General features: G+C 60.5%; 16 protein-coding genes. 1 reads left to right on the top strand and 15 read right to left on the bottom strand.

Annotated features, from left to right (window positions below; all coding sequences use genetic code 11):
- Positions 1-20: 20 nt before the first annotated feature.
- The 8 genes from atpA to I6E73_RS13705 all read right to left on the bottom strand — a co-directional run bounded on the left by atpA (position 21) and on the right by I6E73_RS13705 (position 6,628).
- Positions 21-1,658: a F0F1 ATP synthase subunit alpha gene (atpA, locus tag I6E73_RS13740; protein ID WP_197126460.1), complete on the bottom strand. Its 1,638-nt coding sequence runs from the start codon at positions 1,656-1,658 to the stop codon at positions 21-23.
- Positions 1,659-1,695: 37 nt separating this feature from the next.
- On the bottom strand, positions 1,696-2,490 hold the full coding sequence (locus tag I6E73_RS13735) for a F0F1 ATP synthase subunit delta (protein WP_197108944.1): 795 nt from the start codon (positions 2,488-2,490) through the stop codon (positions 1,696-1,698).
- Positions 2,490-3,053 carry a F0F1 ATP synthase subunit B gene (locus I6E73_RS13730; RefSeq protein ID WP_197108945.1) on the bottom strand — a complete coding sequence of 188 codons (564 nt, stop codon included), beginning with the start codon at positions 3,051-3,053 and terminating at the stop codon, positions 2,490-2,492. Before I6E73_RS13730 ends, I6E73_RS13735 begins: the two co-directional genes overlap by 1 nt.
- 28 nt (positions 3,054-3,081) lie before the next feature.
- Positions 3,082-3,309, bottom strand: coding sequence for an ATP synthase F0 subunit C (gene atpE / locus I6E73_RS13725; protein ID WP_197108946.1), 228 nt, complete (start codon positions 3,307-3,309; stop codon positions 3,082-3,084).
- 49 nt (positions 3,310-3,358) lie between these two features.
- A complete protein-coding gene (gene atpB / locus I6E73_RS13720; RefSeq protein ID WP_231601050.1) occupies positions 3,359-4,183 on the bottom strand; it encodes a F0F1 ATP synthase subunit A in 825 nt (274 codons plus the stop codon).
- Between the two features lie 119 nt (positions 4,184-4,302).
- On the bottom strand, positions 4,303-4,752 hold the full coding sequence (locus I6E73_RS13715) for a hypothetical protein (RefSeq protein ID WP_197108947.1): 450 nt from the start codon (positions 4,750-4,752) through the stop codon (positions 4,303-4,305).
- Positions 4,749-5,975: an MraY family glycosyltransferase gene (locus I6E73_RS13710; RefSeq protein WP_307784333.1), complete on the bottom strand. Its 1,227-nt coding sequence runs from the start codon at positions 5,973-5,975 to the stop codon at positions 4,749-4,751. Before I6E73_RS13710 ends, I6E73_RS13715 begins: the two co-directional genes overlap by 4 nt.
- Positions 5,972-6,628 carry an L-threonylcarbamoyladenylate synthase gene (locus I6E73_RS13705; protein ID WP_197108948.1) on the bottom strand — a complete coding sequence of 219 codons (657 nt, stop codon included), beginning with the start codon at positions 6,626-6,628 and terminating at the stop codon, positions 5,972-5,974. Before I6E73_RS13705 ends, I6E73_RS13710 begins: the two co-directional genes overlap by 4 nt.
- Positions 6,629-6,696: 68 nt before the next feature.
- Between I6E73_RS13705 and I6E73_RS13700 the strand changes: the two genes are divergently transcribed.
- Entirely contained in the window at positions 6,697-7,311 is a 615-nt protein-coding gene (locus I6E73_RS13700; protein ID WP_197126458.1) for an HAD family hydrolase, read from the top strand.
- Positions 7,312-7,361: 50 nt separating this feature from the next.
- On the opposite strand, the gene prmC is transcribed toward I6E73_RS13700, so the two are convergent.
- The 7 genes from prmC to lysA form a co-directional block, all read right to left on the bottom strand.
- The gene (gene prmC / locus I6E73_RS13695) at positions 7,362-8,234 is read right to left on the bottom strand and encodes a peptide chain release factor N(5)-glutamine methyltransferase (RefSeq protein ID WP_197126456.1); all 873 of its coding nucleotides are present in this window, start codon (positions 8,232-8,234) and stop codon (positions 7,362-7,364) included.
- A gap of 8 nt (positions 8,235-8,242) precedes the next feature.
- Positions 8,243-9,322 carry a peptide chain release factor 1 gene (gene prfA / locus I6E73_RS13690; protein ID WP_197126454.1) on the bottom strand — a complete coding sequence of 360 codons (1,080 nt, stop codon included), beginning with the start codon at positions 9,320-9,322 and terminating at the stop codon, positions 8,243-8,245.
- Positions 9,323-9,324: 2 nt separating this feature from the next.
- Positions 9,325-11,592 (bottom strand): transcription termination factor Rho, encoded by a 2,268-nt coding sequence (gene rho / locus I6E73_RS13685; RefSeq protein WP_197126453.1) that lies wholly within the window; start codon positions 11,590-11,592, stop codon positions 9,325-9,327.
- A gap of 132 nt (positions 11,593-11,724) precedes the next feature.
- Positions 11,725-12,663, bottom strand: coding sequence for a homoserine kinase (gene thrB, locus I6E73_RS13680; RefSeq protein ID WP_197126452.1), 939 nt, complete (start codon positions 12,661-12,663; stop codon positions 11,725-11,727).
- A complete protein-coding gene (locus tag I6E73_RS13675; protein ID WP_197126451.1) occupies positions 12,660-12,797 on the bottom strand; it encodes a hypothetical protein in 138 nt (45 codons plus the stop codon). Before I6E73_RS13675 ends, thrB begins: the two co-directional genes overlap by 4 nt.
- Positions 12,798-12,800: 3 nt before the next feature.
- Positions 12,801-14,117 (bottom strand): homoserine dehydrogenase, encoded by a 1,317-nt coding sequence (locus I6E73_RS13670; protein WP_197126449.1) that lies wholly within the window; start codon positions 14,115-14,117, stop codon positions 12,801-12,803.
- Positions 14,114-15,517 carry a diaminopimelate decarboxylase gene (gene lysA, locus I6E73_RS13665; protein ID WP_197108956.1) on the bottom strand — a complete coding sequence of 468 codons (1,404 nt, stop codon included), beginning with the start codon at positions 15,515-15,517 and terminating at the stop codon, positions 14,114-14,116. Before lysA ends, I6E73_RS13670 begins: the two co-directional genes overlap by 4 nt.
- Positions 15,518-15,537 lie beyond the last annotated feature (20 nt).

The following is a 15,537-nucleotide window of genomic DNA, read 5'->3' as shown; positions in this document are numbered from 1 at the left end:
GATGATCACTGGTGCGAAGCTCAGCGCTTCTGCTTGACGATCTTCTCTTGAGCGATGTCTTCTTCAGCGATCTCTTCGAACTGCTCAGAACCAACGGAGTTGAGGGACTTGCCCTCACCCGTCTGGAAGCCAAGCTTGAAGGCTTCAACTCCGGCATCCATGTCAGCGATCAGCTGGTCATCGAGTGCGTTCTTCTCGCGAAGGGTGTCGAGAACCTTGGTGTTGCGGGCGAGGTAGTCGTGCAGCTCGCTCTCAAAACGCAGGATGTCTTCGACAGGAACCTCATCGAGCTTGCCGTTGGTGCCCGACCAGATCGATACAACCTGCTTCTCGACGGGGAACGGCGAGTACTGCGGCTGGCGAAGCAGCTCGGTGAGGCGAGCGCCTCGAGCGAGCTGGCGACGGCTGGTGGGGTCGAGGTCGGATGCGAACATCGCGAATGCTTCGAGCGAGCGGTACTGAGCGAGCTCAAGCTTCAGCGTTCCCGAAACCTTCTTGATCGACTTGACCTGAGCGTCTCCACCCACACGCGAAACCGAGATTCCTACGTCGACTGCTGGACGCTGGTTGGCGTTGAACAGGTCGGACTGGAGGAAGATCTGGCCGTCGGTGATCGAGATCACGTTGGTCGGGATGTAGGCCGCGACGTCGTTTGCCTTGGTCTCGATGATGGGCAGACCCGTCATCGATCCGGCACCGAGCTCGTCGGAGAGCTTGGCACAACGCTCGAGCAGACGGGAGTGCAGGTAGAACACATCACCGGGGTAAGCCTCACGCCCTGGCGGACGACGCAGGAGCAGCGATACTGCACGGTAAGCCTCAGCCTGCTTGGAGAGGTCGTCGAAGATGATCAGTACGTGCTTGCCGCCGTACATCCAGTGCTGGCCGATGGCCGAACCGGTGTAAGGAGCGAGGTACTTGAATCCTGCGGGGTCGGATGCGGGAGCAGCCACGATGGTGGTGTACTCCATGGCGCCGGCTTCTTCGAGTGCGCCCTTGACGGCAGCAATCGTCGAACCCTTTTGACCGATAGCAACGTAGATGCAGCGAACCTGCTTGTTCTCGTCGCCGGACTCCCAGTTTTGCTTCTGGTTGATGATGGTGTCGATCGCAATGGCCGTCTTACCGGTCTGGCGGTCACCAATGATGAGCTGGCGCTGGCCACGGCCGATCGGAATCATGGCGTCAATTGCCTTGATTCCGGTCTGCATGGGCTCGTGGACACTCTTGCGGTCCATGACGCCGGGAGCCTGAAGCTCGAGCGCGCGACGGGCCTCAGCCTTGATCTCGCCGAGACCGTCGATCGGGGCGCCCAGGGGGTCAACCACACGACCGAGGAAAGCGTCGCCGACGGGAGCGGAAAGTACTTCGCCAGTGCGAGTAACTTCCATACCTTCGACGATGCCGGTGAACTCACCGAGGATGACGACACCGATCTCGTCTTCGTCGAGGTTCTGAGCGAGGCCCAGGGTGCCATCGGCGAAGCGGATGAGCTCGTTGGCCATGACGCCGGGAAGGCCGTCAACGTGTGCGATACCGTCGGCAGCGTCTACGACGGTGCCTGTCTCGGTCGTCGCAGCCTTGCCAGGCTCGTAAGCCTTGACGAAGTCCTTGAGCGCGTCGCGGATGTCGTCCGGACTAATGCTGAGTTCTGCCATTGTGTTTTCCTATTCCGTGGAAAGGTCTGCTAACTCGCTAGCCCGCGAGTTGGATCCTGAGGTCATTGAGCTTGGTGGAAACGCTGCCGTCGATGACTTCGTCACCGATCTGAACGCGTACCCCACCGATGAGCGAGGGGTCGATACGAACGTTGAGTTTGAGCTCGCGTCCGTAGTTCTTGGTGAGGCCGGCGCGCAGACGTTCGAGCTGTGCGGCCTTCAACGGGGCGGCAGTCGTAATTGTTGCGACTGACTCGCCCGCTTGGTCGGCCACGATGTCGGCGGCCGTTGCGACGAGTTCACCGATACGGCGGCCACGCGGCTGCTGCACGAGCTGGTCGATGATGGCGATTGACTGATCGGAGGCTTTGCCTGCGAGCAGTTCGCGGACCAATGACGACTTCGATGCAGCGGAACCAAGTTTGCTTCCGACAGCGAGTTCTAGCTCAGCATCAGATGACACGGTGTCGCCGAAGGCGAACAGTTCGTCATCAATGGAGAGCTTCGCCGGAGCGGACTTCGCAATTGCGCGAATGCCGATCTCTTCAATTCCTGCGAGCAGGTCATCGGCATCCGACCAACGAACACTCACGATGGCTGAAAGTACGGTGCGCGCTGACGCGCTCAGCGACGAGAAAACCGAACCGACAATGGCGGCCTTGTCTTTCGCAGCGGCGGCAGGATCGGCCAAAGCGGAGCGCAGTTGAGCGGAATCGCCCACGACACGCCCTGCTTCAAACAGCTCTGCGCCAGTGGCCAGAGAGTTCTTGACAGTGACGGATGACAGAGCATCCTTCGCTGCTACAAGCGCTTCTCTCGTAGCTGATCCCATTACTTCTTCGCCTTCGCCTTCTCTGAAGCCTCAAGGTCAGCCAGGAACTGGTCGACGAGTGCCGAGGACTTCTTGTCGTCCGTCAAGCTCTGCCCGATAACGCCCGATGCGAGGTCGATGGCCATTGAGCCAACTTCGCTGCGGAGCGAGACGAGAGCTGCTTGGCGCTCTGCTTCGATCGTGGCTTGGGCGTTCGCAGTGATGCGAGCAGCTTCAACCGTCGCCTGCTCTTTGAGCTCGTTGACGATCTCGGTGCCCTCAAGTCGTGCCTGTTCGCGAATCTTCGCGGCCTCGGCACGCCCCTCGGCGAGTTGCGTCTTGTACTGCTCAAGAGCTTCAGCGGCTTCAGCCTGAGCGATCTCAGCCTTCTTGATGCCACCTTCGATGGCATCAGCGCGAGCATCAAGCGTCTTCGTCAGTGCAGGAAGGAACTTCTTCCAGAAGAAGAACAAGATGATAGCGAAACAAACCGCTGACCAAATAATGTCGTAATCCGCAGGAAGAAGCGGGTTGATTACATCACCCTCAGTTTCTTCTGCAGCAGCCAGTAGTGCGCTAAGCATCCCAGCCTCCTCAATCAGTTGTTAGTAATTAGCCGGGGAACGGGATGAATGCAACTGCGATCGCGATGAACGCGAGCGCCTCGGTGAATGCAATACCGAGGAACATAAGGCCCGTGAGGCGACCCTGAAGTTCTGGTTGGCGTGCAACGGACTCAACGGTCTTGCCCACAACGATGCCCACACCGATTGCGGGTCCGATGGTTGCAACACCGAATGCGAGGGGTGCAATGTTTCCAGTCAGCTCTGCGACGTTCATTTGTGTTTCCTTCCGTGGTTTTCTAATCCAGGCGAGTGCCGGGATCGGTCTAGTGCTCTTCGACCAGCGCGAGCTGGATGTATACGGCGGTCAGGAACGTGAAGACGTAAGCCTGAAGTACCGCAACAAGGAGTTCGAAGATTGTGAAGATGAAGCCAAAGGCGAGGGTTCCAATGCTGAAGAGACCGAAGAGGCCACCAGCAGTGAACAAGAAGAAGTGCGTTGCCGAGAAGCACAGCACGAGAAGCATGTGACCCGCGATCATGTTCATCAGGAGTCGCAGTGCGAGAGTTACCGGACGAAGGATGAACGTGGAAACGAACTCAATCGGAGTAACGATGAAGTAGAGCGGCCACGGCACACCGGCGGGGAAGAGCGACGCCTTGAAGAAGGTGATGCCCTGCTTCTTGATACCGGCGTAGATGAAGACGACATACGCGACAAGAGCGAGAACGAGTGGCACGCCGATTACCGCTGTACCAGCGACGTTCAGACCAGGGACAATACCCGTGAGGTTCATCGCAAGAACCATGAAGAACATGGTCGCAAGCAACGGCATGAACCGCTTGCCGTCTTCCTTGCCCAGCGCGCCATCCGCGATGTTTGACTGGACGAAACCAACAGCCATCTCGAGGATGCTTTGGCCGCGACCCGGAATCATCCGCATGCGACGGGTGCCGACCCAGAACAGCAGGATCAGCACGGCGACCGCGATGAAGCGGACCAACATGAGTCTGTTGATTTCGAAGGGGGTATCTACGAAAAGAAACCCGGGCGGGACAAATTCAATGAGCGACGGGCCATGAAAGCCCCCATCGCCTGATCCGTCATCGGTGGCAAAGGGCGCTAAGAGCGCGAGAGCGTTATATAACAGCGCTGTCTCCAGAATCGGGGCGTGTAACTACGCGGCGATGAAAATTGGGGGGTTGTAACAGGAACTAACTCTATCAAGAGAATTACGCTCACGACGAATCTGCGGGCGAATCCGCCAGATTAGTTTGACGTCGAGGTATCTTCACCTGGCAGCTGCACTCCGGGCACGTAACTTTCGCGCGCCCGAACGAACGCCAGCACGTCAACGATGAGGCTACCGAGCACCGCCGCGAGGATCGAGAAGAAGAATACGACGGGCTCCAAGAACGGCTGGCCGCGCAGCACCACCAAGATGGCGATGAACAGGACGAACTTGATCAGCCACGCGCCCAGAACGATGGCGAAGAAAATGGTGCTCGATGAATCGCCCCCGGTTGCCCGCGACGCGATCACAATGCTGCCGGCAGTAAGCGCCATGAAGAGGGCGGTGAGCCCAGCGCCGATCAAAGCACTGATCAACCCGGAGGTGTCTGCGACGAGGTACCCCACGATGGAGCCGACCACAGCGATGCTGACGGTCAAGATTGCCCCGTAGGCGATCGCGCGGCCGAGAATTGCGGAGGACTTCATTCGGTGGGTTCCTTTGTCTTGTGCTGGGTCGACCTGTCGTTGGAGGCGGCATCCAGACCGTCATATCGTGCAACGTCGAGAGATTCTTGCTCGGCCGCGAGACGCTGGGCAGCGGCCTCACGCGACTTGCGTCGGCTGAGAGGCGCAAGCGTGAGAGCAGCACAACCAGCGAGGCCGACGACGAACATGAGCGCCGCCCACCGCCACGGCACGAACGTGAAGGCGAGAACGCCGACGGAGGCCACAAACGTCCAGCTGTAGAGGATGAGAACAGCGTGCAGGTGGGAGTGGCCCATGTCGAGCAGGCGGTGGTGCAAATGTTTGCGGTCTGCCGTGAAGGGAGACTTGCCAGCGCGCAGACGACGGATGACCGCCATCCCGAAGTCAAGCAACGGGATGATGAGCACTGCGATGGGCAACAGGATGGGGATGAAGGCCGGCAAGAAATCAAGGGTGAACTTGTCTGGCTGAGCCAGATAGCCCGCATCCACTTGACCGGTAACCGAAATGGCGGATGCCGCCATGAGAAGGCCAACCAGCAGCGCCCCAGCATCGCCCATGAACATCTTCGCGGGATGGAAGTTGATGGGCAGGAACCCGACGCACGCACCGATCAAGATCGCGGTTGTGAGGGATGCCAAGTTGAAGTATTCCGTCTGCGCTTGGCCCTGCAAGAGGTACGCGTAGATGAAGAAGACGCTGTTGGCGATGACCGCCACCCCGGCGACGAGACCATCAAGACCATCGATGAAGTTGACGGCGTTCATCACGAGCACGACGGCGAAGATAGTGAGGATCAACGAAACGTAAGGCGAGACGATGGTTTGCCCACCGATCGGCAGCGTCGAGAGCTGGACGCCCTGCCACGCGAGAACACCGGCCGCGATGATCTGCCCGGCCAGTTTGGTCAACCAGTCAAGGTCCCACACATCATCGGCGACACCAATAACGACGATGATGAGCGCTGCGCCGAGGAGACCGAAAACCTTGCCCGGCTCGTTGAAGATCAGCGAGAAATTGCCCAGCGAGGACGCAACAGCAAATGCCACAACGATGCCAATGAACATCGCAACTCCGCCCAAGCGCGGCGTGGGCGTCGTGTGGACGTCACGCTGGCGAACCTGCGGATACAACTTATATTTGAGGCTCAGCTTGAGCACCAACAGCGCGAGGCCGTAGGTGACCATTGCGGCGATACCCGCAATGAGGAAGTAAAAAACTATTCGCACCGATCGGCCCCGATCAGCTCGCGAATGGCGTCGGCCGAAATGACGCCCTCACGCACGATGCGCAGCTTGCCGCCGTCGACAAGCAAACCCGTGGCATCCACAATCGTCGAAGCGAGTTCGCCGCCCTCGCCATCGTCGAGGTACACCGAAACCGACTCCCCCAGCATCTCCTTTGCCGCCGCCGCCGAGCGTGCTGCCGGCAGACCCGTGCTGTTGGCGCTCGAGACCGCAAGCGGGCCCGTCTCCGACAGCAGTTCGAGAGCAATGCGGCTTGATGGCATGCGCAAAGCAACCGTGCCCTGGGTCTCGCCCAGATCCCAGATCAGCGAAGGCTGCGCCGGAAGAATGATCGTGAGGCCACCGGGCCAGAACTCGGCGACCAGAGTGCGCACTTCGTCAGGCACCTGAGCGGCAAGCGCATCAAGGGTCGGGATGCCCGGGATCAGCACCGGTGGAGGCGACTGCCTCGTGCGCCCCTTGGCATCAATCAGCTTCTGCACCGCCTCGGGCTGGAAAGCATCAGCAGCAACCCCGTAAACAGTGTCAGTAGGGATCACGACGAGATCGCCGCGGCCAATAGCCACGCGAGCGAGTCGCATGCCGGTCAGGAGCTGTGCTTCGTCGGCACAATCAAAAAGGTCATCCATGTCCCCAACATGGTACCGGGCGAAACAGTGAAAGACTGATCACGACTAACAGATAGCGATGGCCAACAATGACGCTGCTTTTCATCTTTGATATGGATGACGTGCTCTATGAGTACGACTGGCGTGCACGAATGGCTGCTCTCAGCGAGCTGACCGGCCGCAGTTTTCTCGAATTGCGACGCCTCTGGTGGCACGACGATGGCGAATTTGGTGCCGAAGCAGGTCTGTATCCGACCGGCGAAGAATACCTCGCGGCCTTTGAAGAAGCGATCGGGCGGAGCGTGGATGTCGAGCGCTGGTTGGAGATTCGGTCCACTGCGATGACGGCCTGGCCTGATTCGCTCGCGGCCGCCCGACGCGCGTCAGAACTGGGTCAGGCGACCCTGCTCACCAACAACGGGTCACTGCTCGGAGACAACCTGCCCGTGGTCGCCCCCGAGCTCGTGGATATTTTCGGCACCCATTTGCGCACGTCGAGCTTCTACGGTGCTCGCAAACCTAACCCGGTAGTGTTCGAGCGAACCCTGAAGGCTTATGGCGTGGATGCCCACAACGCGTTCTTCGCTGACGATATGGCCGAGAATATTGCGGGCGCCGAATCTCTCGGCATCACCGGCCACCATTTTCGCAGCGGCGCAGAACTGCACCAGGCGATTGAAGAGTTTGCGGCCGCTCGCACCTAGAGCGCCTCTGCACTCACGCTGCGGGCACTAGACCCGGCGATACCCCGTCGTTACAGCAGCGCTGTAGTGGCGCGGTCGCGGCCGAGGAGGTCTTTGTGGTGAGCTACGGCGTTCCAGCCGTCCGCTGTGAGCAGCGCGGCCAATGCCGGAGCTTGCTCCTCGCCGTGCTCAAGCACGAGAGTGCCACCCTGGTGCAACAGACGGCGCGCCGTCGTTGAGACGCGGCGTACGACATCCATGCCGTCTTCTCCGCCGTAGAGCGCCAGAGCGGGGTCGTGGAGTTGCACTTCGATATCGCGCGGGATTGCGGCCGCGGGAATGTAAGGCGGGTTCGAAATGACCACGTCAACGGTGCCGTCGAGTTCAGGGAAAGCGTCCCCCAAGTCGGCGTTGATGAGTGTCGCGTTATCGGCGCCATAGCGACGAAAGTTCTCGCCTGTGTACGGCATCGCGTCCGGTGATAGCTCGACCGCATAAATACGAGCGCGCGGCATCTCGGTGGCCATCGAGAGCGCAATTGCGCCGCTGCCGGTGCCGAGATCGACACCAATCGGCTCGGGAGTTGCGCTCGCGTTGAGGGCGTCGATCGCGAACTGCACGACAGTTTCCGTTTCGGGCCGCGGCACAAAGACGCCGGGACCAACGCGCAATTCGAGATTGCGGAAGGGCGCGAAGCCCGTGATGTGCTGCAATGGTTCGCGGGCAGCACGGCGAGCAAAGAGTTCGCGAACGGTAGCTTCTGCCGCAGCCGACACCAGCGCACCGGTGACCAGGCGAACCCGCAACTCGCCACGGCTCAACTCGAGCACATGCGCAACCAGCAGCTCAGCATCAACGCCAGGAGAAGGAACTCCCGCAGCACTCAACGACTCAGTGCCGCTGCCTACAAGGTCAGCGACACTGATGTTGTGCTCGGCAGTCACTGCCTCGCTCAGGAGTCGTTTCCTACAGCAGCCAATCGTGCCTCTTCATCAGCCATGATGCACGACTGGATGACAGGCTCGAGTGCGCCGTTGATCGCCTGATCAAGGTTGTAGGCCTTATACCCGGTGCGGTGATCCGCAATCCGGTTCTCAGGGAAGTTATACGTGCGAATGCGCTCGGAGCGATCCATCGTGCGGATCTGGCTCTTGCGGTACTCGCTCGCCTCGGCATCCGCTTCTTCTTGGTATCGAGCCAAGATGCGCGCACGCAGCACTCGCATACCGGCTTCACGGTTTTGCAGTTGCGATTTCTCGTTCTGCATAGCCACGACGATGCCGGTCGGAAGGTGAGTAATACGAACAGCGGAGTCAGTGGTGTTCACCGACTGGCCACCGGGGCCCGAGGAGCGGTAGACATCGATCTTGAGATCGTTCTGGCTGATCTCCACCTCTTCAGGCTCGTCGACCTCAGGGAACACGAGCACACCAGCAGCGGAGGTGTGGATGCGGCCTTGAGACTCGGTGGCGGGCACACGCTGAACGCGGTGCACTCCCCCCTCGTACTTCAAGTGCGCCCAGACGCCCTCAGCAGGATCGCTCGAGTTGCCCTTGACAGCCAACTGAACATCTTTGATGCCACCGAGGTCGCTCGAGGTCTGCTCGATGATCTCTGTCTTCCACTTCTTTGACTCTGCATAGTGCAAGTACATGCGCAGCAGGTCGCCAGCGAAGAGCGCCGATTCGGCGCCGCCCTCCCCCATTTTGATTTCCATGATCACGTCACGGGAATCGTTGGGGTCACGCGGAATCAGAATGCGACGAAGCTTCTCTTGAGCAGCCTCGAGAATCTCGGTGAGCCCGGGGATCTCTGCAGCGAACGACTCATCTTCGTCAGCCATTTCGGTGGCTGCCGCAAGGTCATCCGTCAACTGACGCCAGTTATGGTAGGCCGCAACAATGCGCGACAACTCGGCGTAACGTCGGTTGACTTTCTTCGAGCGGACCGGGTCTGAGTGGAGCTCGGGGTCAGCTAGCTGACCTTCGAGCTCCCCATGCTCGGTCAGCAGCGACTGTACTGACTCGAACATAGTTAGTCCTCTTTTGTGCCGTTAGTGGAAGGAAGTGACTTCTGGATCTGCATGAGGAACTCAACGTTCGACTGCGTCTCCTTCAGCTTATTCAACACGATCTCGAGCGCAGCCTGCTGGTCGAGACCCGCAAGGGCGCGACGCAAGTTCCAAGTGACCTTGACTTCGTCGGCACCGAGAAGCATCTCTTCGCGACGTGTTCCGGATGCATTGAAGTCGACCGCGGGGAAGATGCGCTTGTCAGCCAGGTGGCGCGACAGACGCAGTTCCATGTTGCCGGTGCCCTTGAACTCTTCGAAGATAACCTCGTCCATCTTCGAACCGGTCTCGACGAGCGCGGTAGCGATGATGGTGAGCGAGCCGCCCTCTTCAACGTTGCGAGCCGCACCGAAGAAACGCTTCGGCGGGTACAGCGCTGCGGAGTCGACGCCACCGGAAAGAACGCGGCCCGAGGCCGGTGCAGTCAGGTTGTAGGCACGGCCGAGGCGCGTGATCGAGTCGAGCAGTACGACTACGTCGTGACCGAGCTCGACGAGACGCTTAGCGCGCTCGATAGCCAATTCGGCAACCGTGGTGTGGTCTTCAGCGGGACGGTCGAAGGTCGAAGCAATAACTTCGCCCTTGACGGTGCGCTGCATGTCCGTAACTTCTTCTGGGCGCTCGTCGACGAGAACGACCATGAGGTGAACCTCGGGGTTGTTCTTGGAGATCGCGTTTGCGATGGCCTGAAGAATCTGCGTCTTGCCTGCCTTGGGCGGCGAGACGATCAGTCCGCGCTGGCCCTTGCCGATCGGAGCAGCAAGGTCGATCATGCGCGTCGACAGCATCGACGGCTCAGTCTCGAGACGCAGACGATCCTGCGGGTAGAGCGGGGTGAGCTTGCCGAATTCAACACGGTTCGCCGCCTCTTCAACGGGAAGACCGTTGATCGAGTCGATGCGCACGATCGCGTTGTACTTCTGGCGGCCCTGGCTGTTGTCACCCTCACGCGGCTGGCGAATAGCGCCAACAACGGCATCACCCTTGCGGAGGTTGTACTTCTTGACCTGGCCAAGCGACACGTACACGTCACTGTTACCGGGCAGGTAACCAGTGGTGCGCACGAAAGCGTAGTTGTCGAGAACGTCGAGGATGCCGGCAACCGGAATCAGTACGTCATCGTCGGTGATCTCGGGCTCGAAGTCGTCGCCCATGTTTCCACGGCCACGCTTGCGGTCACGGTAACGACCGCGTCCACCGCGCTCGGAGTCAACGTCACCGCCGCGCGAGTCATCGTTGTTGCGGCTGTTTCCGCCGTTGTTGCCATTGCGGTTTCCGCCGTTGTTGCCCTCAGCGTTGTTGCCATCGCCATTGTTGTTCTGGCGGCGGTTGTTGTTCTGACGGCCCGAACCTTCACCGTTTTGGCTGCTGCCATTGCGGCTGCGGTTGCGGTTACGGTTACGGCCCGAACCCGACTCATTGTCGGAGTCGTTGTCGTCGTTGCTGTCAGAACCGTTGTTCTTGTCAGAACCGTTGTTCTTGTCAGCGCTGTTGTTCTTGTCAGCGCTGTTGTTCTTGTCAGCGCTGTTGTTCTTGTCGTCGGAGTTCTTGTCAGAGTTGTCGGCGTTGTTGCTGCCCTTGTCACCCTTGTTGTCGCTCTTGCGGTTGTCGTTCTTGTTGCCGCCCTTGGCAGCCTTGGTGTCGTTGTCGGTCGACGTTGCGTCGGCCGAAGCTGCGCTGTCGTCGCTCGAAGCATCCGCTGCTGCAGCGCTACGGCTGGAGCTGCGACGGTTGCGCTTAGGAGCTGCATCGGCTGCGGGAGCATCGGTGGATGCTGCTGCGCTGGTAGATGCGGTGGTGCTTGCTGCGGCATCCGACTCGGGAGCAACTGCAGCGTCAGTCTTCTTCTTGCGAGGAGCCGTCTTCGGCTTGTCTGCTGCACTGTCGGCGGAAGGTGCCTGAGCAGCTGATTCCTTCGACGATGAAGCGCTCTTGTCTACCTGAGGAGCGCCAGCGGGGCTCTCGGTGCCAGCGATGGCGGCACCGTCAGTGCTCGTGACACGGCGCGAAGCGCGCTTGCGAACCGGAGCTGCTGCAGCCTCTGCGGGTGGGGTTGATGCGGTGTTGCTGTTGTTCTTCTCGTTAATTGCGTCCACGAGATCTCCTTTGCGAAGTTTGGAAGTACCGGTGATGCCGCGTTCGGCTGCCATAGCTTGAAGCTCGGGCAGTCGCAACGCGCTCAGCGCGGCACGGGAATCCACGCTTGATGCGTGGTTGTTGACGTCAGTCACTACTTGGGGTTCCTTTCCCCAGCCAAGATTGATTTCCTTGGTGGAGAGCTAGTCGCTCACCGATGTCTGCGCGGATGCGCAGGAATCTAAATTCGGGGATACGACGGGTGAAGTGCGACCGGGAGGCTACGACTACGCCGTAGCTTCTACCTGGTGCTCATTCACTGTAGCACCTTTGAAGTCCACGGCTAAGAGGAGGCTTTCCCACGGCGTTGCGGCGTGCTCCTGCACGAGAGCCGCGGCCTCGAGACGCCTCGCGGGGTCATCAGCCAGCACCAGAACCGAGGGCCCGGCACCGGAAACAACCGCAGCATGGCCGTGCGAGCGCAGCATCCGGATCAGCTCTGTGGTCTGCGGCATCGCTGCAGCGCGGTAGTCCTGATGCAGGCGATCGCCGGTGGCTTCGAGCAACACTTCAGGGCTCTGCGTGAGTGCCGCAATGAGGAGCGCAGCCCGCGAGACGTTGTAGACAGCGTCGGCGTAGGGCACGGCATCCGGTTGCAAACTGCGCGCATGCGCCGTCGAGACCCGGAAGTCGGGCACGAGAACAAGAGGTGACACTCCACGGTGCACCATCAGCTTCTTGGCCTGCGGCCCCGAGTCGGTGGTCCACGCGATCGTGAGCCCACCCAAGAGGGCAGGCGCGACGTTATCGGGGTGCCCCTCAAGTTCTGTGGCGAGCACGAGGAGGATTGCGGCATCCATCTCGACGATGCCCTCAAGCAGCCCCTTGGCCGCCATGACGCCCGAAACGATTGCCGCAGCAGACGAACCAAGCCCCCCACCGTGCGGGATGACATTGGTCGCCGACACGTGCAGTGCCGGCATGGTCTGCCCGAAGTGCGTAAAACAGTGTTGGATCGCCTGAATGACGAGGTTTGACTCATCGGTTGCGACGATTCCGGCACCAACACCCGTGACATCAATCGTGACGCCCGCGCCGTCGACCGCAGTGACGATCAGCTCGTCATAATGCGACAGCGCAAGCCCAAGCGTGTCGAACCCCGGGCCAAGGTTGGCCGAAGTCGCCGGCACACGCACGACGACACTGCGACCGACGAGCGAGGTCATGCCTTCGCCAACCCCAGAAAACGGGCACTGACGTTGCTGAGCTGTGCCTTCGGGGCCGCCGTTGCCACACCGAGACGGTCGGCGTGCTCGTGAAGAAGACTTTCCCGCTGCTGGTTCTTGAATTCACTGCCCATTGGCTACAGTCCTTCAACTCTCAACACGGACACCACATCGCGCACAACCGAGTTCTCGGTCAGCGCTGCCACCGTGGCGGCTAGCGATTCATCGGTCGCTTCGTGCGTGACCGTAATGAGGGTAGCGCTCGGCACTCCCTCAGTTACCGCGCCGACAGTCTGATTAACCGCCTCGACCGAGACACCGTTGTCGCTAAAGACGGCGGCAATTGTGGCGAGCACACCGGGCTCATCAACGACCGTCACGGTGATCTGGTAGCGCGTTGTGACGCGAGAGATCGGCAAAATGGGCAGATTAGCGTGCGTCGACTCGGCAACGCCAGGGCCACCGATGACGTGGCGGCGAGCAGCAGATACGACATCACCGAGAACTGCGGATGCTGTTTCGATTCCGCCAGCACCAGCGCCATAGAACATGAGGCTGCCTGCGGCTTCGGCCTCAACAAACACAGCGTTGTTCGCGCCATGCACCGCAGCGAGCGGGTGAGTCAGCGGAACAAGTGCGGGATGCACGCGAGAGCTGACACCAGCGGTGGTGCCGTCAGCGTTGAGGATGCGTTCGCAAATGGCCAGCAGTTTGACGACATAGCCAGCCTTGCGGGCCGCAACGACCTGCTCGGCGGTGACGCCCGTGATTCCCTCACGGTAAACCGATTCCAGCGGAACGCGAGTGTGGAACGCGAGGCTCGAGAGCAGGGATGCCTTCTGGGCGGCGTCATAGCCTTCGATATCTGCCGTGGGGTCGGCTTCGGCATACCCCAGTCGAGTCGCCTCGGCGAGGGCGTCGTCGAAGCTGTCGCCCGTGGCATCCATGCGGTCAAGAATGTAGTTCGTGGTGCCGTTGACGATGCCGAGGATGCGCTTGACGCGGTCGCCAGCGAGGCTGTCGCGCAGTGGACGAATGATGGGGATCGCGCCAGCAACGGCAGCTTCGTAGTAAAGCTGCGCGCCGACCTGGGCGGCCTCTTCGAAGAGTTCAGCGCCGTGGTGAGCCAGAAGCGCCTTGTTGGCGGTGATGACGTCGGCGCCCGAGTGCAGAGCCTTGAGGATCCAGGTGCGCGCGGGCTCGAGGCCACCAATCAGCTCAATCACGATGTCCGCTCCGACGATGAGCGACTCTGCATCAGTCGTCAGGAGTTCTTTCGGGATGCTGGTGTCGCGGGGAGCGTCGAGGTCACGAACGGCAACGCCGACGACTTCGAGTCCGGCTCCGGCACGGGCAGCGAGTTCATCAGCGTGTTCAAGCAACAGTGCGGTGACCTGCGATCCGACACTCCCTCCGCCCAAAACTGCGACGCGAAGGTTGCGGTATTCGATCATTCAGAGTCTCCCGATGGTTTAATTCCCGCGTCGCGGCTGAGTAGGTCGTCTTCGGTTTCGCCGCGCACAATGATGCGGGCGTGGCCATCGCGCACCGCAACGACGGGCGGGCGCGCAAGATAGTTGTAGTTGTTGGACATCGCCCAACCGTAGGCACCGGTCGCAGGCACGGCAATCACATCATCGATCGCAACGTCACCGGGCACATATTCGGCGCGCACCACAATGTCGCCGGCCTCACAGTGCTTGCCCACAATGCGTGCAAGCTCAGGGGCAGCATCCGAAACCCGATTGGCGATGCGAGCTGAATAGTCGGCCTCATAAAGAGCGGGGCGAATGTTGTCGCTCATGCCGCCATCAACGCTGACGTACTTGCGCACGGCGACACCATCAACGAGCACATCCTTAATCGTGCCCACTGTGTACAGCGTGGTTGTCGACGGGCCAATGATCGACCGGCCGGGCTCAATCGCAATGATCGGCACCGGGATCTCGAGCCGAGCGCACTCAGCCTCAACGATCGTAGCCAGCGACGCAGCAAGCTCAGCAACCGGCAAAGCCTGATCAACCGAGGTATACGCGATGCCAAAACCGCCACCCAAATTGAGCTCGGGCACCGGAGCAACTACCGACAAACGCGCATGCAACTCAAGCAAACGACGTGCCGCCTCAGCAAAGCCCGCCGTATCAAAAATCTGCGAACCAATATGCGAATGGATTCCCACAAAATCCAACGAAGGATGCGAGCGGATCTGCTCCACGAGCGCTTCAGCCTCAGCGAGCGGGACACCAAACTTCTGGTCCTCCCGCGCCGTCGCCAAGTACTCGTGGGTTGATGCGTGAACCCCGCTATTGATGCGCAAACGCACCCGCTGGGTTCGACCGTGCCGTGTGGCGGCTTCAGCAACCCGACCGATTTCGACGACGCTGTCGATAACGATGGGGCCGATGCCCGCGCGCACGGCACGGTCGATCTCGGAAAGACTCTTGTTGTTGCCGTGGAATCCCAAACGCGACGCATCGACACCGGCCGCGAGTGCAACCGCCATCTCGCCAGCGCTGGCGACATCGATGTTGAGGCCGGCGGCCGTCATCCAGCGAACCACCTCTGTGCACAGGAACGCCTTGCCCGCGTAATACACCTTGGCTGCGGAGCCGATGCGAGCGAACTCGGTATCGAAGGCGGCCTTGATCTCGGTCGCGCGAGCAATGGCATCCGCTTCGTCGACGACGTACACGGGGGTGCCGAAGCGGGAGACGAGATCGCCAGCGGTAACGCCAGCAATCGTCAATTCACCGTTTGCAGCGCGCGCTGCAGTGCGTGACCAGACGGTCGACGGCAAAGAATTTGCTTCGGCGGGAGCTTCGAGCCACTCGGGCGCCAGCGGGTTCGCGAACACAGTCGCACCTCACAGAGATG

It is taken from the genome of Salinibacterium sp. SWN248 (assembly GCF_015864575.1).
Classification (GTDB): Bacteria; Actinomycetota; Actinomycetes; order Actinomycetales; family Microbacteriaceae; genus Rhodoglobus.
Note: the sequence above shows the minus strand (reverse complement) of the source record. Positions and strands in the feature narration are given on the sequence as shown.